Consider the following 19,294-nt stretch of genomic DNA (forward strand, 5'->3'; position numbering starts at 1 on the left):
CGTTGGTGCACAGTTGATCTTTCTCGTTCAGAGGATACCATCGCGGAACTGCTTGGCAATGGTAAAAAACTCGGCTAGCGCCGCAGGATCGCTGCGGTCGATGCGCCGGCGCAACTCCGCCAGACTCGCCGAGAAACCATCGATGCTCGTCAGGAGGGCCGCCCGGTTCATCAGGGTGATGTCGCGCCACATGACCGGGTCGGAAGAGGCGATGCGGGTAAAATCCCTGAAACCGCCGGCAGAGTAGGAGAGCACGTTTTCCCCTTCCACGTCGGCCGTTCCCACGGCATGCACCAAGGCGTACGCCACGACGTGTGGCAGGTGGGATATTTCAGCGAAGATCCGGTCGTGGTGCCCCGGTTCCATGGAGCAGACATTGGCTCCGGCAGACCGCCAGAGCCGCGCCATCGTATCGTATGCCCCCGCGTCGGTGGCAGGGGTCGGCGTCAGGATACAGCGCTTGCCGGTGAAGAGTGCAGCAAAGGCTGCCGCTGCACCCGAATGTTCGGTGCCGGCAATGGGGTGCCCGCCGACAAAGGTGCATCCCGGCGGCATGAGCGCCTCGCACTCCCGCACAACGGCGGACTTGACGCTGCCGCCGTCGCTGACGATGCAGCCCCGGGGGAGAAAGGGGGCAATCTCCCGGACCACCATCGGGATGGAACAGACCGGAACCGAAACGAATACCACCTGGGCATCCCGCACGCCGCGGGCGGCGTCGGGTGTGATCTCATCGACAACCCCCAGGGAAAGGGCCTGGTTCAGGTTGTCACGATCGGTGTCGACGCCGACGATGGTGCCGACCGCGCCTGCTTCACGCAGGGCCCGCGCAAAGGAACCGCCGATCAGGCCAACGCCGATGACGGTCAGACGCTCAATGATCATGGACATGCCGTCTCGCTCCTATATCGACCGCGGATAGGAACCGAGGACTTTGAGAAATTGACAGCACTCTTTGAGTTCGTCCAGGGCCGCCGCCACTTCCGGTTCGGAAACGTGGCCAAACAGGTCGAGAAAAAATATGTATTCCCAGGCCTTTTTCTTGTAGGGGCGCGATTCGATCTTGGAGAGATTGATGCCGCGCTTGGCAAAAGGCTCCAGCATGCGGCAGAGGATGCCCGGCTCATCCTTGACGGAGAACAGTATGGAGGTCTTGTCGTTGCCGGAGCGTTCGATCTCCTTGCGGGCGATCACCAGGAAACGGGTAAAGTTGTTGACCTGATCCTCTATCCTGGTTCTGACCACCTTGAGATCATAGAGCGAACCGGCCAGTTCGCTGGCGATGGCGGCGGCGGTACTGTCTTCGCTGACCATCTGTGCCGCCACGGCCGTGGAGGCGACGTCCACCAACGGCACGCCGGGCAGATTTTCGTCAAACCATTGCCGGCACTGGGCAATGGCCTGGGGATGGGAATAAACCTTCTTGACGTCTTCAAGCCGCCCGGAACGGGACAACAGATCGTGATGGACCTCCAGCAGGACCTCGGCGGTGATCTTCAGGCTGCTCTCCACGAACATGTCGAGGGTATGGGAAACGACCCCTTCGGTGGAATTTTCCACCGGCACCATGCCGTACAACGCCTTGCCCTTCTCCACCTCCTCGAAGACCGATGGGATCGACTTGAGCGGCACCAGTTCCGCGGACAGCCCGAACTGCTGCATGGTAGCCAGGTGGCTGAAGGTCGCTTTGGGGCCCAGAAAGGCCACTTTCATGGGGGATTCCAGGGCCAGGCAGGCCGATATGATTTCACGGTAGATACTGCGCAGGGCATCGTTGGGAAAGGGCCCGGGGTTGCGACTCAGCAGGCGTTCATAAATCTGACGTTCGCGACCGGGAACATGGAACTCCATATTGCTGCCGGACTTGAGCTTACCGACCTCGACCACCACCCGTGCGCGCTCGTTGAGAAGCTCGACAATCCGATTGTCGATCGTGTCGATGCTGGTGCGAAGCTGTTCGATTGTGGGGGCATCCTGTTGCAATGAGACCACCTGACAAAATACGGAATTTCCCAATAAAAAGAGAGTTAATTTACTGCATAGCCGTTTTAAATGCAACCACAATTAAGTATACGGAACAACCGCCTGGAAGCAAGGCACCGCACGAAACAGGTTTCGCACCGGTTTATCCCCCTACCCGGAGAGCCGCCCCGAAGCGCGCCATCCATGCGTCAAAAATTTGAAGCTTGTCTTTTCCAAAACCGGAAAGCTTTTCACGAACCCGCTCGGGCGGCGCTCTGTGGGACAACCTGTCCGGTTTTTTGGAGAAAAACAGGTCGGCAAAACAGATAATCTCTTCTGCCGTCGTTCTGGGAGCCATATCCCGAGGGGGAAGCGGCAGCTGTTGGTCAGCGATATCCTTGATCGTCAAGCCGACGCCGATGTGGCGTTCGCACACCAGGGCGTGCTGCGGCAAGCCTTCGCGCTCAAGAATCTCCCGCCCCAGAATGCCATGCATGATGTAGGGATGGGTGCCCAGAGCGCCGATTCCAGGGGCAGAAACCCTGCATACGCCAATGTCGTGCAGCATGGCCGCTTCCTGTATGAAGGTGCATTCCTCAGGGGAAAGAGCGGCCACATGGCCGACAGCCAGGGCAAGTTCCGCCACTACCCTCCCATGGGTGGCCACGATCTCCAACCCGGCACCCTCAAAGTACCTGCCCAGCATTGCCATCACATCCACCATCGGTACGCTCACCGCCAAAAGTCAAGTTTTAGACACATATTCATACCCCTAACAGGCCCAATCGAGTCAATATTTTGTTACGACAATGCAATATACTGTTTCTATTGCATTATTTTTTTAGGCATGCCTTATGCTTATACTAAGAAGACTTTAAGCAACGCAGGCACGACCAGTTGTCAAACGAACAGGAGCGGTTACCCGTGTACGCCAAATTCCCCTTTTATTCCATAGCGCAAATGTATGCCATCAGCATTGAAGAGCCGGTCGCCATCCTTCTGGGGCAGGACAACCTCTATTGGGTCGTCGATCAAGTCTGCGCATCCGACTATCTTAACGACGGGTGTTCCCTGCTCAGCGCTGCCGATTGAGACGCCCGCCGTTTCAAACCGATCACCCGTCGAACGAAACGCCTGCCTCACCTTTTATACCTCAACCCCTTTCCAAATAAAAGGGTTCACAGCTCCTGTCCCTTCTCCGCTTCACGGCAAACCGATCCCCGTTCCGCCCATATTCGACAAAATATTGACCTGCATCATTACTTTCCCCGCTTGGGCAAGTTATCCTGCAACCATACTTAAGGAGGCGAGGAGGTTGACCATGGAACTCAGAAGCGGTCTAGGCGACAAGGCCATCCAGGACGTAATCCAGACCCACCCGGAGATCGGCGGAATTCTCAAGCACTATGATATCGGCTGCGTTACCTGCACGGTGGGTGTCTGTCTCTTAAAGGACGTCGTCGCCATCCACGGCCTGACAAAGGACGACGAGGCGGCAATCCAACATAAAATCAACAGTTACCTTACGGCAAAAGGAGAATGATCATGACACACCCCGGATGCGGCTGCCCCGGCAGCATGGCGCGTACCATCGAACAACCGGAACCAGATGAAGGTAGTACGGTCAGAGTTCGTTCCGAGCTGCGACAGTGGCCGGTGCAACTCCATCTGATACCATCAACGGCATCCTACCTCCAGGACGCGGACCTCCTGATCAGCGCCGACTGTGTGGCCTATGCCATGGGTGGCATGCACCAGGACCTGCTGAAGGGAAAAGCCCTGGCCATCGCCTGCCCCAAACTGGACGACACCACCCCCTATGTGGAAAAGCTGGCCGGCATCTTCAGCACCAACGCCATCAAAAGCATCACCGTGGCCATTATGGAAGTGCCCTGCTGCCGCGGTCTGGATATCCTGGTCAGGGAGGCACTGGCCCGGAGCGGGCAGGAGATCCCCCTTGAGTGTGTGGTAATCGGCATCAACGGAGAACGGAGGAATTGATGGCAGCCGAGATTACCCAAGCGCTGGTCAACGAACATCGCCTGATTCTGAGGATGGTGGCCCTGCTGGAGCGCAATGCCCGCCGGACCGCCGCAGGAATGTACGACGGATGGCAATTTTACCTGGACGGCGTGGACTTTATCCGTAATTACGCCGACCGTTTCCACCACGCGAAAGAAGAGGATGTTCTCTTTGCGGCACTGTTTGAAAACGGCATGCCCCGAGAGCACAGTCCGGTGGCCGCCATGCTGCTGGAGCATGACCAGGGAAGACAGTATGTGGGGGCCATGGAGACAGCGGCCAAAGAGGCCACGGCGGGCAACGGCGGCGGCGCCGAGCTCGTCGCGGGCAATGCCCTGGCCTACGCCGAACTGCTGCGCGCCCATATCGCGAAAGAGGACGGAATACTCTACCCCCTTGCCGAACGGCTCATACCTGCTAGACTGAAAAGCGAAATCACCGCGGGCTACGCAGCGGCAGAAGCGGGAAAACCGGCCGGTTTCGCAGCCCGTTATGAGGCGCTCGTAACGAAATACGAACGAGAGGTTGAGGGCATATGGATACCGAACGACTCTGCAGCACCATCATTGAAAATGCCAATGACGCCGTGATGTTTTCCGACAGCGAGGGGATTATCCAACTCTGGAACAGCGGCGCGGAGCGAATGTTCGGCTATCGTAGCGAAGAGGCGCGGGGCAAATCCCTGGACCTGATCATTCCCGAGAACCTGCGTCAACGGCACTGGGACGGCTACTTTCGGGTCATGGCAAGCGGTACGAGCCGCTACAGCGTCGAAATGCTCTCCGCACCCGCCCTGCGCAAGGACGGCAGCCGCATCTCCACCGAATTTTCCATGGTCGTGGTCACGGATACGGCCGGGCGGGTTCAGGGTGTTGCCGCGATCATCCGCGACGTGACGGCACGATGGCAACGGGAGCGGGAGCAGAGGGAACGCATCAGGGAGTTGGAGTTGTTGCAGAAAAACGTGCCCCAAGGGTAAGGGGAAACAGGCCTGTCAGGTTTCTTTGCGGCCCTGCAGCCTGGCTTCGCAGTCAGGGCAGATGCCGTAGCTGAACATGGCGCCTGAGTGTTTGCTGATATAGGTTTCCAGCTGGTTCCAGTACCCCTTGTCGTCACGGATCTTCTTGCAGGAGTCGCAGATGGGCAGCAAGCCGCTCAATATCCTGACATCGCACAGCGCACCCTGAAGATCCCCGATGAGCCCTTCACGCTCTTTTTCAGTCTTCTTCCGGTCGCTGATATCCTCGATCTGAACGATGAAATACTCCGGAACGCCTTCGTCGCCCTTGAGGACAGAGGCGGTCAGTTGCCCCCAGACCAACTCGCGCCCCTTGGTTATGTACCGTTTTTCCACGGTATAGGCGGAAACCTCACCATCCAGCAGCCGCTCCACATGGGGAATATCCAGGCTCAGGTCGTCCGGGTGGGTTACCTCCGCGAAGGTCAAACCTTGAAGCGCCTCTTTTTCATATCCGAGGATGGCGCACAGGGCGCGGTTCACCAGGAGAAACGTACCGTTGAGAGAGACGAGTGCCATCCCGATGGGAGCGTTTTCCAAAGCGCTGCGGAATCGGGCCTCGCTTTCCCGCACGGCCTTCTCCCGGGCGGAAAGCTGATCGGCCATCTGGTCGAAGGTCTGGGCCAAATCCCCCAGTTCCCCCCCCTGCAGGCAAGCGGAAACCCGCGTGTGAAGATTTCCTGCCGCCAGCCGGTGGGAAGCCTCCTGCAACGCGGTGATCCTGTTGACAAAACAGTGCTTGCCGATAAACAGGGCCAGGAAAATGGCGGTGAGCAGGAGCAGCGACAGGAACACCATATTGTAAAACTGCTTTTCCGCCGTTTTACTCAGGGCCGCCTGGAGAGGAATACCGGCACGGACGTACAGGTAAGGGAACGTTTCATTGCGTAACCGCAATTTGGTGTACGAAATGATCCGCCGGTCGCCGGACACCCCCACATCAATAAACGAGTTCTCCTCAGGACCGTTCACCATGCTCATGAAGATTCCGTCGTTGACCTTTTTACCGACAAACCCCTCGGGATTCAGATTTCTGTCTATTATCACCCCGTTATAGTCGATGATATTGAAGGTCGTCCCCCGGGGCAAGCCGGCTTGGTTAAACAGGACATTGTAATGGTCAAAGTTGAAATTGACCGCAATAACGGCCCTAACCCCACCCTTCTCATCAATAACCGGGTATCCGAAACCGATGGTCGGTTTCGTGGAAATCTGGCCGATGACATATTCGCCGGAAGAAAACTGCCTGGTTTTGACGGCATTCCGGAAGGTACGTTTATCGCGCAGGGAAATCTGCTTGGTAAGAGGCAGAGCCGATGCCCACACATCTCCCGTTGTCGGGTCGGCGATCACAATATTGGCATACTGGGGATTCAGGGCGAGAACACTCGCCAGAATACCGTTGACGGCCGTCGTCTTATGTTCCCTGACCTGGGGCAATTGCCCCAGCACGGTCACCAGCTGGTGTGCGGCCGCAGTAAGATTTCTCTGTTCGGAGGCAATGTTGTAGGCCAGTTTCCTGGTCTCGACTATGCCCTCCTGCAGCGCATCATGGTGCTGGTCCAGACCAAAATGGACGATCAACCCCACGGCCGGCAGGGCAAGCAGCAGGGTCAGCAGGAGCAGGAGTTTCCGTAACGAAAGGGAGGAGAAGTGATCGAGCAGGCTTTGTATCATGAACGCGTCCTCGAGAGGCTGTCGGGCAGGCGCTTGCAAGATGACTTGGTTCCGTGAGGCCGGGGCGACAATCGCCACCTCGGGGCATGTTCCCATGTACCTCGAACGCGGCACGACATGGCCGCCGCCAAATTACATGCACTCAAAAACTTGCAAAAGCCGGGCCTCAAATCGGATCGGGGAGGAGGTCGGTGGCCTATTCGTAAATTTTCCCCACAAGAAGCGACAAAGCCGCGACCCCTCAGGGGAGCCGGAACAGTGCTTGTGCACCGCTTAGCCGGGCGAAGAGGGGGTCGTGCCAAAGGTGGGCCGGAAAACGATCAGGGGGATACGCTATCAGGGAATCCCCAGCGTCACGGCGGTTTTTCCGGCAAATCTTAGTTACATTCCGCCAAATAGCTGGGTTTCTCCCGGCGAAAACATCTTGTCCAGGGAAAGAAGCACGAGCAGACGGTCCGTTCGGTTGATCACGCCCGTGATGCACTCCTGATCTATACCGCCCGACACCACCGGCGGGGGAGGCTGTATTTCGCTATCGGAGATGCGGATGACCTCCGATACGGCATCGACGATAAATCCCGTTAAATTCCCGTCCACATCCACGACAATGATGCGGGTCTGGCTGTTGTTCGCCACTTCGGGCAAACCGAATTTACGACGCATGGAGATAATGGGAATCACCCGCCCGCGAAGGTTGATAATGCCCTCGACATAGTGCGGGGTGTTGGGCATGTGGGTAATGGCGGTCATGCGGATGATTTCGCGGACCTTCAGGACCTCTATGCCGAACTCTTCGTCCCCCAGGCTAAAGCTGACGAGTTGGTTGAGCTCTCCCTTGGACTCATCACTCTTGACCATCAGTTCGTTGGACATTATCTCATTCCTTTCAGTGGTTCAATTCGTTGCCATGCAGCCCATTCTATACCAGTTTGCCAAAGCCCTGTCAAAGCCTGAACAGCCACGGGCGCTAAACGAGATACGGTTACGGGATTAAACGTACGAAGGGAAACAGGGGGGAGCGCGTGGTTAGGAGCCGTAACAACAGCAGAGAGGCACCGAATACCATCACGAGCTGAGACGGCAGCGGCTGACCTGCGGGAGTGCGGGGAGAAATCGACCCGCCCAGGGCAACTGGCTCATCGCACTGGTTGGCCGGTGCCAGTTGGACCGATTTTTCAGCCGGCGTCTCCACGACGGCACGCGGTGCGGCTTTCGGCTTTTGCGGACGTGATAGAGCAGGAACCTTTATCCCGAGGAACAGGAGGAATAAGGGCAGGATGAAGACAACCAGGCGCCTGGTCGAGTGATGCCGCATAGCGTGGTACATGGCGATAGGAATATCAGATTGTTGCAACAAAGTGCAATCGCATTGGCCGGCACGCCTTCCGGCAGGCTCCACCGCCCCCGCTACTGTTTGCCATGAGGCGGATCTTTCACCTTATTCCCGTGTTTGGCACCCCGGTCCCCGAGGTCGCAGGAATTGGACATTCAGGTGGACACGCCGAGGCGCGGAAGGATGTACTTTTGGAGCACCACCCACACAACGAGGAATATGATCGGCACTAGCAGCTCTTTCACTCCTTCACCTCGCTCATTCGGATTGGGGCTGGGCAGTCATACCGGAATCGCACCCCCGGTCGCAGCCCAATTAATTCAATTTATAATATACAATAAAAAATATATCAATAACAATCGCGACCGGGAGTATGAATCATGCCGCCTCCGGCCAGGCCACTCTTAGTCTCCAACCACAGTGATGGTTGTGGACAGCCCCTGGTTGGGGTATAGTGTATTCGTGTTTTGCTGCCAGAGCGCCAGAACCCGGAGGTAAGCCCCTTGTTCATCCCCCTGTTTTTAACGGTCCTCTTGTTGGCCGGCGAACTTCATCATCCCTGCCTGTCCGCGGCGGAAACCACACCAGGGATCGCCCGGTCGGCCCATGATGACGGAAAAAGCGCGGAGAAGGGGAACAAGGAGTCGGGCCCGGCCGCGGAAACACCGGTCGTAACCCGCCACACCATCACCATGAAGGGCAAGGCGCTGGCCTATACCGTGACCGCAGGCGAGTTGCCGGTGCAAAACGATGCCGGCGAAACCGAGGCCCAGATCTTTTTTGTCGCCTATAGCGTTCCCACCCCTTCGCCCACCGTCAAACGTCCGCTCCTGTTCATCTTCAACGGCGGCCCCGGTGCGTCGTCGGTCTGGCTGCACCTTGGGGCGGTCGGTCCCCGTATCGTGCGGATGCTGCCCGACGGCAGGATGCCCGCCCCTCCCTTTCATCTGGAGGACAACGACACAACCTGGCTGGAGTGGGCTGACCTGGTGTTCATCGACCCGGTCGGCACCGGTTACAGCCGGGCGGCCAAGGCGGATCTGACGAAAAAATTCGCCACGGTCCTGGGGGATGTGGACTCATTGGGGCGGTTCATCAGGCTCTATCTGGGACGCTACGAACGCTGGGGGGGGCCCTTGTTCCTGGCGGGAGAGAGCTACGGGGCATTCCGCTCCGCGGGGCTGTCCGAATACCTGCTTGAGCACGGCATCGCGCTCAACGGCATCGTGCTGATCTCCTCAGTCATGAACATGCAGCCCCTGAGCTTCGACCAGGGCAATGACCTCCCCTACCCCCTGTTCCTCCCCAGTTATACGGCAACGGCATGGTATCATCACCGGCTGGCGCCCCAATTCCAGGCCGACCTGGACAAGACGCTGGCCCAGGCGGAGTCATGGGCGGCAACGGAGTACACGGCGGCACTGGTTCTGGGGGATAGCCTGCCCACAGAGAAACGCCGCGAGGTTGCCGACAAACTGGCTGAATTCACCGGGCTGGATGCGGCCTTCATCGCCAACCGCAACCTGCGCATCGACAGCAGGAGCTTCGTCAGGGAACTCCTCCGCGACCGGCAGCAGATGGTTGGATATCTGGACAGCCGCTTCGCGGCTCCGGACCTGGAACCGTCGAGCCATCGCAGCTTTGACCCCGCCGTGGCCGTCATCAAGCCGCCCTATACCGATGCTTTCAATCGCTATATCCGCACGGAACTCGGCTACAAGTCCGACCTGGAATACTTTGTCCTGGGCGGCGGCATCGGCCACTGGGACTGGGAAGCGAAGAACAGCTACGCCGACACCAGCGACAACCTGCGCAACAGTTTTGCCAAAAACCCCTATATGAAGCTCTTTGTGGCCATGGGGCTGTTCGACCTGGCAACCCCCCATTTTTCCAGCACGTACACCCTCAATCACTTAGGCTTGACGCCGGCACTCCAGAAAAACATTTCAACCCGTCGCTATCGTGCCGGACATATGATGTACCTGGACAGCACCTCCCGGGGGCAGCTGAATCGGGACGTGAAGGAGTTCGTCCATAAGGCGCTTGCCGGAACCCCACATGAGTAATCTGTACGGTCGATCCGCCGTTTCAACTTCTCCCGACATGAGGAGCCGTCTCCCGAATGTATCATTTCCCTATACAGGCACATTCCGGGCCCGCCTCCCATAGAAATCAAACAATATCAATTCGTTATTACGGCACTACCCTCGGCACGCCTCGTCATGGTTGTATGGGATTGGTATACAGACGCCCATAGGGCCGTCTCCCCCCCAACCGCCCACCGCCGCCGCCACTCGCAGTAATACTCAATAATATTATCATGTTAAATTGGAAATCGAGCCATGTATGTGTTGTGGCACAGCCCATGCATTTTACGAGGGTAAGGAAACACGCCGGACAGCCGAGGGAAGAAAGGAGAGAGCCATGAGAACCTTATCAGCAACGCTATTGTCCCTGATGATCACTGCAACCAAGGTGTTGGCAGCGGGAGGGGGAAGTGAAGGTGAGGGGTTGGGCTTGCTGGCGACATTCTTCATCGCATTCGGGATACTGATCGTCCTGTTCCAGTTCATTCCCGGCATTATGCTCTTTGTCGGGATGTTGAGGGGAATCTTTTCAGCTGGCGATGAAAAATTGCACGGAACCACGGGCGCCAAATAGCATCACACCCGGTTACCGGGAGAGTGAACACATTCACACGGGTAGCCGTGCGGAGTAGAGAGGGAGGACGCCATGAAAACCACCTTACTTAAAAACGCTCTGCTGTTGAGCATAGGTTCCGTCTCCAACGCGTTCGCGGCAAGCGGCGCACGGGAAGACAACAGTGGTCTGTTCGTATGGATATTCCTGGGATTCTGCGCCCTGATCGTCATTGCCCAACTCATGCCGGTGATGCTGCTGCTCTTCGGCTTTGCCAAGGGGCTCAGCAAGGATAAAACCGCCGAACCGCAGCCGGTAAAGACCAAATAAGGAAACCGGGCGAGAACGGTTGCCCCGGTTCAGGGATTGACAGCCACGGCAAGCAGCACCGAGTAGACGCGTTCACCTTTGCGCATGGTGGTCGCCCTGCGGACGGCAATGGAGGTAAAACCGGCCCGGGTAAGAAACCCCTCCAGTTCTTCCCGGCTGAAACCATGGTGAAACACGCCGGTCGGGTTATCGTGGAAGCTGCCGTCCTCGGTTTCCAGGTCAGCCAAAGCGACCCAGCCGCCGGGATGCAGCAGCCCGCGCAGCGACGTCAGGAGCGGGACGATCTCCGGGATGTGGTGCAGGGTCATGGCGCTGGTGACGAGATGAAAGGGACCCACGGGCGGTTTTCCCTGTTCCAGATCGCAACGGATCGCGCGCGTATTTTGGATGCCTGTCGCGGAGCATTTGGCGGTCAGGCGATCCACCATCCCCTGGGAACTATCCAGGCCGACCATGCTGTGCAGGGCGGGCGCCAGGTCAAGCGTCAGCAGGCCGGTGCCGCAACCGTAGTCCATCCCGTCCCAATCCGCCGAAAGCGGGACCGTATCTTTGATGGCCGCCCCGATGTCCGCTGCCAGCTTTACCCGGCGCGGCTCTTCGTCCCAGGTTGATGCTACGGTATCGAAATCCTTCCGTTCCATGACAATTCCTCCCCAATAGCCTGATATGGCGTGCTCCACGGCGGACGCCCGACGCCTCGGGTGCGTTGCCGGGAACGCCCCGCCACTACGGCATTCCGATGCTCAGACCTCAAGGGTATACCCGACCAGCGCCACCTGAAATTCCCGCGGCAATTCCCGCGACAGACGTGCCGAGGCGGCAAAACCGGTGCAATGCCCGGCCGCTATCTTCCTGATCCCCCACTCCTTGAGCGCCTGAATGGTTTTCCCCGTTTGCTCCTGGCTGCAAAAGGCCAGGTGAGTCCCGCCGATCACGGCGTACACATCGCGCCGGCCGGTCATATAGGCGATATGCTCCAGCGTATTGACCAGTCCGGCATGGCAGCATCCCAGAACGACCACCAACCCCCTGTCGGTCTCCAGCACCAACGACTGGTCGTCAATCGTGGCGTCCAGCTCCTGCCCGGTGCAATCGCAGTACAACCCCTGATCACCGGTTTCGAACGCCGTAGCGCGGGGGACCTCGCCGGACAGGTGGACACCGGGGGCCAGTTCGCGGAATGCCGTCGAAAGATCGAACGTCGCCCCGGCGCTTTCCAATGTTTCCCGCCCCTGGGACAGGCCGATGGGAAAGCACTCACCCGTATCCTTTACCCGGTAGCGGGGGGCGAAGATACCCGTGTGCCCGTACACCCGACGGGGGCCGAACTCCTGCAGGTAGGGAAGCAGACCTCCGGTATGATCGAAATGGCCGTGGGAAATAGCCACTTTTCCGACCGCGGAAAGGTTTTTGTTCATCCGGCGGGCGTTGTGCAGCAGGGTAAGCCCCTGGCCGGTATCGAACAGGATGGCCTCCCCCCCGGACGGTTCGATCAGGGCGGCAAAGCCGTGTTCTCCCAGAGTGCCGCAGATGGGTCCGACTGAATTTTCACACAGGACGGTGATACGAAAGTTCATATGCCACCTTTTCAACATCTTCCCTTCAGGGTGCACCCACGCCGCAAATATATTAATATACATATATTTGATACAGTGTCAACAACTGCAACAAAAAACCGCCCGGCAGCATCAGGCTGCCGGGCGGCAAAAAGGGGATTCCAGCGGCATTCAAAGGGAAGCTGCCGCAGCCGTCTACCTTCCGACTTCGACGATGGCCTCTTTTATGGCGTTTCTGGTTATGTCGCGGCTGCCGATCAGGAGTTTCCGCTTCTTGGTTCTGGTGTTGTCGACCACCACCGTGGGGGTGGCTTTGACCCCAAAACCGCGAAACAGGGACTCAAAGAGTTTGACGCCGTTCATCAGTTCAACAAAGTTCTGTGGCCGAAGTTTGATGCCCAGGGGAGCCACCGCCGCCTGGACCTGCTCGGGGGACGGGTTTTTCGTCGACCGGGAGAGTTCGTCCAATACATGGCGCAGGCGCATGTATTTATCCTTGTTGTACATGATGAATTGCAGGTTATAGGGGGTATAGTTGGAGGTATCCGGGTGGATCGGCATATCGACGAACGCGATGCGGGCCGTTGCGGCAATCTCCGGGAACACCTTTTCGATTTCAGGCTCCACCCTGCGGCAGACGGGACAGAACCAGTCGCTGACAACATACACCGTGGTGTCGCTCTGGCGCTTCCCGAAGTAAATGTCGGGTCCCGCCGCCTCCGCCTCCTTCTGTACACCGGCCACGGCTGCGCCGAGTCCGATCAGAAGAGCAAGGATCATCACCGCGATATGGGTCAATCTTGTTTTCATGCTTCCTCCTAACGCCGTTTGCGTAGCCAGTAATTCGTAGAGCAGAACGAGACCTGCCGTAGCCACCATTGCTGCGATGCCGAGACAGACCGGGCACCAGGCGCCAATAACGTACTTTTGGATCCAGATCAGCCGCAGTTCTGCACCGGCCGCCCCGCTGACGCCATAGAGCAACAGGGCCCGAGCAAGGGGGATGCGGTTGCGCAGAACCGCACACAGGATCAGCAGCCCAAAGAAGAGACAGCCGAACCAGCCGAAATCCATCCCGAAGATGGCAAACTTTGCCGTTTCGCTGCACATGGCCGTGCATATTTTCAGGCCGGAAAGCACGGAAAGGGTCAGGCCCGCCAGAAGCGCCAGCCAGAGCACAACGCCGGCGACCGTTTTGCCTGCACCGCTTGATGATAAAGGCATCGAGCTACTCTTGCTTGTTGAAGAATTCATAGAAACGCAAATAATGTATCGCTTATTCCCTGGGACATCAACCCCATCTGTAATCAGTCTTTCAATATAGCACGGCGGGCGTAAAATGCGAGTGCAATTTTCCCTACCGTGTGGGCCCCTGAGGCGGCTGCCGGGCTCGGCAACAACGGCATGTCACAGCTGCCGCGCCACCGGGACGCTCACCCCGCTTGACCCGGCGGCGCATCGTATCTATAGTAATGGCAGATTGACTCCATTCAGATCAACGATAACCCCGAGGCGAGCGAGATGACGTCACCTTTGCACCACAAACCGTTCCTCCTCTTTTTGCTGGCGCGCGCCGCAGCCACCATCGCGTACCAGATGACCGGCGTCGCCGTGGGGTGGCAGATCTATTCCTTGACCCATCGCGCCTTTGACCTCGGTCTGGTCGGACTCGTACAATTCATCCCCTCGGCAGCGCTGGTACTGCTGGTGGGACATGTTGCCGACCGTTACGATCGCCGCCGGATCGTCTTTCTCGCACAATTCGTCGAGGCGGCGGCGCTGGCCGGCCTCTGCCTGGGAAGCCACGCCCAGTGGGCCGGCAGGGAGGCCATCCTTGCGTTCATCTTCCTGATCGGCATCGCCCGCGCCTTTGAATTCACCACCCTCCAGACCCTGGTCCCCTCGCTGGTGGATCAGGAAACCCTGCCCAAGGCAGTGGCGCTCAACGCTTCGGTCAGACAGGCGGCCGTCATTATCGGCCCGATGATGGGCGGTTTCCTCTACATTGCCGGCCCTGCGGTGGTTTATGCCGTCAGCGGCGCGCTCTTTCTCCTGTCGGCCGCCGCCATTGCGGCAATCAGGATCGAACGACCGCTGTCACTGCTCCGCGAACCGGTTTCCCTCCACTTTGTCTTTGCAGGGGTTTCCTATATCCGCAGCCGTCGGGTCGTGCTGGGGGCCATATCCCTCGACCTGTTCGCCGTGCTGCTCGGCGGCGCCACCGCCCTGCTGCCGATCTATGCCCGCGACATCCTCTCCGCCGGCCCCTGGGGGCTCGGTTTCCTGCGTTCCGCGCCGGCCGTCGGTGCCTTTGCCGCCTCCGTCTACCTGGCGCGCCAGCCATTGCAGCGCAAGGTGGGAAAGGTCATGTTTGCCGCGGTAACCTGGTTCGGCATCGCCACCATCGTCTTTGCCCTCTCCACGTCCCTTGCCCTGTCATTCGCGGCGCTGGTGGTGCTCGGCTGGTCCGACATGTTGAGCGTGGTCATCCGCTCCACGCTGGTGCAGTTGGAGACCCCCGATGAAATGCGCGGACGGGTCAGCGCCGTCAACGCCATCTTCATCGGCACCTCCAACGAGTTGGGAGAATTCGAGTCGGGGTTGACCGCCGCCTGGTTCGGGGCAATGCCCGCCGCACTGATCGGCGGTATCGGCACCTTGCTGGTCGTCCTGCTCTGGAGGCGTTTTTTTCCCGAACTGGCGCAACGCGAGCGGCTCCAGGCGGATTAAAAGCTGTCCGCACAGGCCTTGCAGATCGTTCTCCGTACAATCTGACACTTTCTTTCCAGCACGCCACTGTGGTATTACTAGCGGGACGTAACTCCATCACGGGGAGCCGATGCATGCTTCTTTGGCACATATTCTGGGTTTATACGCGGGTCGCCCTCTTTTCCTGGGGTGGCGGGCCGGCCTCACTTGCGCTGATGCAGCGCGAAACCACGACGGCGTTCTGGCTGCCGCCCGGGGGGACGGCCCCCGTGCCGTGGATGTCCCCTGAAGAGTTTGCCGATGCCGTGGCGGTGGGCAATGCCTTGCCGGGCCCGGTTGCGCCCCAGGTATCGGCCTGCGTCGGCTACAAGCTGGCCGGGGTCCCCGGCGCCGTGGCCGCGGCAGCGGGGACGGTGGTCCCCACGACCCTGCTGATGCTCATCATGGTGGCCTATTTTTTCCATGTCAAGGACAGCCCGAACATCGCGGCGGCCCTCAAGGTGGTGCGGCCGCTGGTGGTCGGGCTCCTGCTCTGGACCGCCTACGACATGGCCTTTTCGGTCTTCGGCGCCGGCAAAAACGGGTGGGGGACGGCCCTGACCATTGGCTGGGACAAGATCATCTTCGTCCTGGCGGCCTTTGTCCTTTTAACCCTCACCAGGATCAATCCGGCGCTGATCATCTTCGGCGGGGCCTTGATCGGCGGGATGCTCTACCGCTGACGCACGGCAACATTTGAGATACAAGGAATTGGGCAAACAGTGACCACACGACCTGGGCAAAGACATCGGCAGACCTCCGGCCCCCGTGCCGGCCTCGGACGCATCCTGCGGGCCGGCTTTGCCGTTCTCCTCCTGTGCCTCCCGGTCCTGCCCGCCTTCGGCGCCACCGATACCCAGAGCCGGAATCCCGGCGACAAGGTCATCATCGTCGGCGGCAACCGCGCCTACCCTCCCTACGAGTTCCTCGACAAGGACGGCCAACCGGCGGGGTACAATGTGGATCTCACCCGGGCCATCGCCAAGGTCATGGGGATGAAGGTGGAATTCCGCTTCGGCGCGTGGTCCGAGATGCGCACCGCCCTCATGAATGGCGAGATCGACGTCCTCCAGGGGATCTCTTTTTCGGAGGAACGATTAGGGTCCATCACCTTTTCCCCTCCCCACACCATCGTTCACCACGCCATCTTTGCCCGCAAGGACACCAAACCGGTCAACTCCATCCAGGAGTTGCACGGCAAGGAGATCATCGTTTTCCGCGACGGGATCATGCATGACTCCCTGAGGAATCTCGGCTTCAGCGGCGACCTGCACTTCTCCGACACCCCGGCCGACGCCCTGCGCCTTCTCGCCTCCGGCGCCCACGACTACGCGGTCGTCGCCATCTTGCCCGGCATGTACCTCATCCGGGAACTCCACCTGACGAACGTCGTTCCGGTGGCGACCAGCATTGCGGCCCAGAAGTACTGCTATGGCGTCAGAAAAGGGAATGACGAGCTGATGACCCGCATCAGCGAGGGGCTCGCCATCCTCCACAAAACCGGCCAGTACCAGGCGATCTACGACAAATGGCTCGGCACCCTGGAACCGCCGCCGGTTTCCTGGGAGCGGGCCGTGCGCTATGGCGCCCTCGCCCTGGTCCTGCTCCTGCTCATTCTGGCCGCCACGGTGGTCTGGTCCCGGACCCTCCAGAAGCGCGTGGCGCTGCGGACCCAGGAACTGGCCCGCGAGTCGGCGGAGCGTAAACGCGCCCTGGAAGAGCTTCGCCGTCACCAGGACAAACTCATTCAGGCCGACAAGATGGCCTCCCTGGGTATCCTGGTCTCCGGCGTGGCCCACGAGATCAACAACCCCAACGGCCTGATCCTGCTCAACATGCCGATCCTCAAGGAGGTCTACCAGGACGCGGTGGAGGTTTTGGAGGCCCACTACCACGAATCCGGTGATTTTCCCCTCGGCGGCCTCCCCTATTCGCGGATGCGCAACGAGGTTCCACACATGCTGGACGAAATGCTGGAGGGCTCGAAACGCATCAAACGCATCGTCGAGGAGCTCAAGGATTTCGCCCGCCAGGACGACAACTCCGGCAGCGACCTTTTCGACCTGAATCAGGTTGCCCAGGCGGCCGTACGCCTGGTCGACAGCTCGCTCCGCAAGGCAACGGTCAATTTTTCGGCGGAGTACGCCGCCGACATCCCCCAGGTGCGGGGAAACACCCAACGCATCGAACAGGTTGTCGTCAACCTGCTGCTCAACGCCTGCCAGGCGCTGCCCAACACGGAGTGCAAGATATCCCTGGCCACGTTCCGCGTCAGCAATGCCAGGATCGTGGCCCTGACCATAACGGACGAGGGGGTCGGCATAGCCTCCGAACATATCCCCCGCCTGACCGATCCGTTCTTCACCACCAAACGGGAGACGGGAGGGACCGGGCTGGGCCTCTCGGTGTCGGCGGGGATCGTCAATGAGCACGGCGGGACGCTCAAGTTCACCTCGACCCCCGGCGCAGGCACGACCGTCATCCTGACCCTCCCGGCCGCCGAGGAGACACCCTAATGAACCAGAACCTGTATCCTCCCTTTTGCATACTCCTTGTGGATGACGAACCGGCCTGGCTCCGTTCGCTCTCCCTTACCCTGGAGCGTTCCGCCGGTATTACCAATATTATTACCTGCCAGGACAGCCGGGAGGTGAAGGAGATCATCGCCAGCCGGAATGTCGGCCTGATCCTTCTTGATCTCACCATGCCCCATGTCTCGGGCGAAGACCTCCTGACCATGATCGCGGAACAGCACCCGGAAACCACCACCATCGTGATCAGCGGCATGAACCAACTGGAGACCGCCGTGCGCTGCATGAGGCTCGGGGCATTTGATTACTTCGTCAAGACGGTGGAAGAAGACCGTCTGGTGGGCGGCGTGCTGCGCGCCATCAGGATGTTGGAACTCCAGCGCGAGAATCACGAGATGTCCAGCCGCGTCCTCACCGGGTCGCTTCGGCATCCCGAAGCCTTTACCGCCATCATCACGGCCAACCAGGCCATGCACGCCATTTTTTCCTATGTGGAAGCGGTGGCGGTCAGCCCCCAGCCGCTCCTCATCACCGGCGAAAGCGGCGTCGGCAAGGAACTCCTCGCCCGCGCCACCCATCTTCTGAGCGGCTGTGCGGGACCGCTTGTGGCGGTGAATGTGGCCGGCCTGGACGATACGGTGTTTGCCGACACCCTTTTCGGCCATATCAAAGGCGCCTTCACCGGTGCCGACCACCAGCGCCGGGGGATGATCGAGGAGGCTGCCGACGGCACCCTGTTCCTGGATGAAATCGGCGATCTCAGCATCCCATCCCAGATCAAGCTCCTGAGGCTTCTCCAGGAGGGGGAGTACTTTCCCTTGGGGAGCGACCGACCGAAACGCCTCAAGGCGCGCATCATCGTGGCCACCCACCACGACCTTGCCCAGAAAGAGGCTGACGGGAGATTCCGCCGCGACCTTTTCTACCGCCTGCGGACGCACCACGTCCAAGTCCCTCCCCTCCGGGAGCGGAAGGAGGACATTCCGTTACTCCTCGACTATTTCCTCGGCAAAGTCGCGCATTCCCTGGGAAAAAAGAAGCCGACCCCTCCCCGGGAGCTGGCCCTGCTCCTTGCCACCTACTCCTTTCCCGGCAACGTACGCGAACTGAAAGCCATGATTTACGACGCCGTAAGCGTCCATCGCGACCACATCCTCTCCATGGACACCTTTTTGCGCGGCATCGGCCAACCCGACTCCTCACCCGTCGCCGCCGCTCCCGAGGGCAATCCCTTTTCTTGTCTCGAGCGTCTTCCCTCCTTTTCGGAGGCAACGGAACTGCTCGTTTCCGAGGCCATAACCCGTGCCAAAGGCAATCAGACAATCGCCGCGCGCTTGCTCGGCATCTCTCAACCCGCCCTGAGCAAGCGCCTCAAGCTGGCGCGTGAGCAGGAAGAATAACAGCGACCCTGGCCACGGGGAGCAACTCCCAGCCTACCCTGCGCCCCCAGCGCTACCGGACATCGGGAGATGATGGG

20 protein-coding genes are annotated in these 19,294 nt (G+C 59.4%); 12 read left to right on the forward strand and 8 right to left on the reverse strand.

Going from position 1 to position 19,294, the window contains the following annotated elements; genetic code table 11:
• Positions 1-27: 27 nt before the first annotated feature.
• The 3 genes from F6V30_RS15985 to F6V30_RS15995 all read right to left on the reverse strand — a co-directional run bounded on the left by F6V30_RS15985 (position 28) and on the right by F6V30_RS15995 (position 2,674).
• A complete protein-coding gene (locus tag F6V30_RS15985; protein ID WP_151158083.1) occupies positions 28-891 on the reverse strand; it encodes a prephenate dehydrogenase in 864 nt (287 codons plus the stop codon).
• A gap of 12 nt (positions 892-903) precedes the next feature.
• Positions 904-1,983, reverse strand: a complete 1,080-nt coding sequence (pheA, locus tag F6V30_RS15990; RefSeq protein ID WP_151158085.1) for a prephenate dehydratase — start codon at positions 1,981-1,983, stop codon at positions 904-906.
• A gap of 142 nt (positions 1,984-2,125) precedes the next feature.
• Positions 2,126-2,674, reverse strand: coding sequence for an HD domain-containing protein (locus tag F6V30_RS15995; RefSeq protein ID WP_246163572.1), 549 nt, complete (start codon positions 2,672-2,674; stop codon positions 2,126-2,128).
• Between the two features lie 212 nt (positions 2,675-2,886).
• Here F6V30_RS15995 and F6V30_RS16000 point away from each other — a divergent pair, with 212 nt between their 5' ends.
• From F6V30_RS16000 to F6V30_RS16020, 5 genes are all read left to right on the forward strand, one after another.
• Complete coding sequence (locus F6V30_RS16000) at positions 2,887-3,054, forward strand: hypothetical protein (protein WP_188055513.1); 168 nt, start codon at positions 2,887-2,889, stop codon at positions 3,052-3,054.
• 229 nt (positions 3,055-3,283) lie between these two features.
• Entirely contained in the window at positions 3,284-3,505 is a 222-nt protein-coding gene (locus tag F6V30_RS16005; RefSeq protein WP_151158087.1) for a hypothetical protein, read from the forward strand.
• Positions 3,506-3,507: 2 nt separating this feature from the next.
• On the forward strand, positions 3,508-3,963 hold the full coding sequence (locus tag F6V30_RS16010; protein WP_151158089.1) for an iron-sulfur cluster-binding oxidoreductase: 456 nt from the start codon (positions 3,508-3,510) through the stop codon (positions 3,961-3,963).
• The gene (locus tag F6V30_RS16015) at positions 3,963-4,574 is read left to right on the forward strand and encodes a hemerythrin domain-containing protein (RefSeq protein WP_151158091.1); all 612 of its coding nucleotides are present in this window, start codon (positions 3,963-3,965) and stop codon (positions 4,572-4,574) included. Before F6V30_RS16010 ends, F6V30_RS16015 begins: the two co-directional genes overlap by 1 nt.
• Complete coding sequence (locus F6V30_RS16020) at positions 4,520-4,963, forward strand: PAS domain-containing protein (RefSeq protein ID WP_151158093.1); 444 nt, start codon at positions 4,520-4,522, stop codon at positions 4,961-4,963. The genes F6V30_RS16015 and F6V30_RS16020 overlap by 55 nt, the downstream gene beginning before the upstream one ends.
• Positions 4,964-4,978: 15 nt before the next feature.
• Here F6V30_RS16020 and F6V30_RS16025 read toward each other — a convergent pair whose 3' ends face one another.
• Together F6V30_RS16025 and F6V30_RS16030 are read right to left on the reverse strand one after the other, a co-directional pair.
• Positions 4,979-6,679 (reverse strand): HAMP domain-containing protein, encoded by a 1,701-nt coding sequence (locus F6V30_RS16025; RefSeq protein WP_191965742.1) that lies wholly within the window; start codon positions 6,677-6,679, stop codon positions 4,979-4,981.
• Between the two features lie 381 nt (positions 6,680-7,060).
• On the reverse strand, positions 7,061-7,552 hold the full coding sequence (locus F6V30_RS16030) for a chemotaxis protein CheW (RefSeq protein WP_151158097.1): 492 nt from the start codon (positions 7,550-7,552) through the stop codon (positions 7,061-7,063).
• Between the two features lie 963 nt (positions 7,553-8,515).
• Between F6V30_RS16030 and F6V30_RS16035 the strand changes: the two genes are divergently transcribed.
• The 3 genes from F6V30_RS16035 (at position 8,516) to F6V30_RS16045 (ending at position 10,982) form a co-directional block, all read left to right on the forward strand.
• Positions 8,516-10,078 (forward strand): S10 family peptidase, encoded by a 1,563-nt coding sequence (locus tag F6V30_RS16035; RefSeq protein ID WP_246163573.1) that lies wholly within the window; start codon positions 8,516-8,518, stop codon positions 10,076-10,078.
• Positions 10,079-10,436: 358 nt separating this feature from the next.
• Entirely contained in the window at positions 10,437-10,673 is a 237-nt protein-coding gene (locus F6V30_RS16040) for a hypothetical protein (protein WP_151158099.1), read from the forward strand.
• Positions 10,674-10,745: 72 nt separating this feature from the next.
• Complete coding sequence (locus F6V30_RS16045) at positions 10,746-10,982, forward strand: hypothetical protein (RefSeq protein ID WP_151158101.1); 237 nt, start codon at positions 10,746-10,748, stop codon at positions 10,980-10,982.
• A 29-nt stretch (positions 10,983-11,011) separates the two neighbouring features.
• Here the strand turns inward: F6V30_RS16045 and F6V30_RS16050 are convergent, their stop codons facing one another.
• The 3 genes from F6V30_RS16050 to F6V30_RS16060 all read right to left on the reverse strand — a co-directional run bounded on the left by F6V30_RS16050 (position 11,012) and on the right by F6V30_RS16060 (position 13,762).
• Positions 11,012-11,623 (reverse strand): class I SAM-dependent DNA methyltransferase, encoded by a 612-nt coding sequence (locus F6V30_RS16050; protein WP_151158103.1) that lies wholly within the window; start codon positions 11,621-11,623, stop codon positions 11,012-11,014.
• Positions 11,624-11,725: 102 nt separating this feature from the next.
• Positions 11,726-12,559, reverse strand: coding sequence for an MBL fold metallo-hydrolase (locus F6V30_RS16055; RefSeq protein ID WP_151158105.1), 834 nt, complete (start codon positions 12,557-12,559; stop codon positions 11,726-11,728).
• Between the two features lie 174 nt (positions 12,560-12,733).
• Positions 12,734-13,762, reverse strand: coding sequence for a vitamin K epoxide reductase family protein (locus F6V30_RS16060; protein WP_151158107.1), 1,029 nt, complete (start codon positions 13,760-13,762; stop codon positions 12,734-12,736).
• A gap of 297 nt (positions 13,763-14,059) precedes the next feature.
• Between F6V30_RS16060 and F6V30_RS16065 the strand changes: the two genes are divergently transcribed.
• The 4 genes from F6V30_RS16065 (at position 14,060) to F6V30_RS16080 (ending at position 19,217) form a co-directional block, all read left to right on the forward strand.
• Positions 14,060-15,268, forward strand: a complete 1,209-nt coding sequence (locus F6V30_RS16065) for an MFS transporter (protein WP_151158109.1) — start codon at positions 14,060-14,062, stop codon at positions 15,266-15,268.
• A gap of 113 nt (positions 15,269-15,381) precedes the next feature.
• Positions 15,382-15,969: a chromate transporter gene (locus F6V30_RS16070; RefSeq protein ID WP_151158111.1), complete on the forward strand. Its 588-nt coding sequence runs from the start codon at positions 15,382-15,384 to the stop codon at positions 15,967-15,969.
• A gap of 39 nt (positions 15,970-16,008) precedes the next feature.
• Entirely contained in the window at positions 16,009-17,802 is a 1,794-nt protein-coding gene (locus tag F6V30_RS16075; RefSeq protein WP_151158113.1) for a transporter substrate-binding domain-containing protein, read from the forward strand.
• Complete coding sequence (locus tag F6V30_RS16080; protein ID WP_151158115.1) at positions 17,802-19,217, forward strand: sigma-54-dependent transcriptional regulator; 1,416 nt, start codon at positions 17,802-17,804, stop codon at positions 19,215-19,217. The genes F6V30_RS16075 and F6V30_RS16080 overlap by 1 nt, the downstream gene beginning before the upstream one ends.
• Positions 19,218-19,294 lie beyond the last annotated feature (77 nt).

The sequence above is a fragment of the Oryzomonas sagensis genome (assembly GCF_008802355.1).
Taxonomy (GTDB): Bacteria; Desulfobacterota; Desulfuromonadia; order Geobacterales; family Pseudopelobacteraceae; genus Oryzomonas; species Oryzomonas sagensis.

Bases quoted from the DNA above. Each gene is read 5' to 3' on its own strand.
- F6V30_RS15985 (WP_151158083.1), bottom strand. From the start codon at position 891: ATGTCCATGATCATTGAGCGTCTGACCGTCATCGGCGTTGGCCTGATC.
- F6V30_RS15995 (WP_246163572.1), bottom strand. From the start codon at position 2,674: ATGGCAATGCTGGGCAGGTACTTTGAGGGTGCCGGGTTGGAGATCGTG.
- F6V30_RS16005 (WP_151158087.1), top strand. From the start codon at position 3,284: ATGGAACTCAGAAGCGGTCTAGGCGACAAGGCCATCCAGGACGTAATC.
- F6V30_RS16010 (WP_151158089.1), top strand. From the start codon at position 3,508: ATGACACACCCCGGATGCGGCTGCCCCGGCAGCATGGCGCGTACCATC.
- F6V30_RS16015 (WP_151158091.1), top strand. From the start codon at position 3,963: ATGGCAGCCGAGATTACCCAAGCGCTGGTCAACGAACATCGCCTGATT.
- F6V30_RS16020 (WP_151158093.1), top strand. From the start codon at position 4,520: ATGGATACCGAACGACTCTGCAGCACCATCATTGAAAATGCCAATGAC.
- F6V30_RS16025 (WP_191965742.1), bottom strand. From the start codon at position 6,679: ATGATACAAAGCCTGCTCGATCACTTCTCCTCCCTTTCGTTACGGAAA.
- F6V30_RS16030 (WP_151158097.1), bottom strand. From the start codon at position 7,552: ATGTCCAACGAACTGATGGTCAAGAGTGATGAGTCCAAGGGAGAGCTC.
- F6V30_RS16040 (WP_151158099.1), top strand. From the start codon at position 10,437: ATGAGAACCTTATCAGCAACGCTATTGTCCCTGATGATCACTGCAACC.
- F6V30_RS16045 (WP_151158101.1), top strand. From the start codon at position 10,746: ATGAAAACCACCTTACTTAAAAACGCTCTGCTGTTGAGCATAGGTTCC.
- F6V30_RS16050 (WP_151158103.1), bottom strand. From the start codon at position 11,623: ATGGAACGGAAGGATTTCGATACCGTAGCATCAACCTGGGACGAAGAG.
- F6V30_RS16055 (WP_151158105.1), bottom strand. From the start codon at position 12,559: ATGAACTTTCGTATCACCGTCCTGTGTGAAAATTCAGTCGGACCCATC.
- F6V30_RS16060 (WP_151158107.1), bottom strand. From the start codon at position 13,762: ATGCCTTTATCATCAAGCGGTGCAGGCAAAACGGTCGCCGGCGTTGTG.
- F6V30_RS16065 (WP_151158109.1), top strand. From the start codon at position 14,060: ATGACGTCACCTTTGCACCACAAACCGTTCCTCCTCTTTTTGCTGGCG.
- F6V30_RS16070 (WP_151158111.1), top strand. From the start codon at position 15,382: ATGCTTCTTTGGCACATATTCTGGGTTTATACGCGGGTCGCCCTCTTT.
- F6V30_RS16080 (WP_151158115.1), top strand. From the start codon at position 17,802: ATGAACCAGAACCTGTATCCTCCCTTTTGCATACTCCTTGTGGATGAC.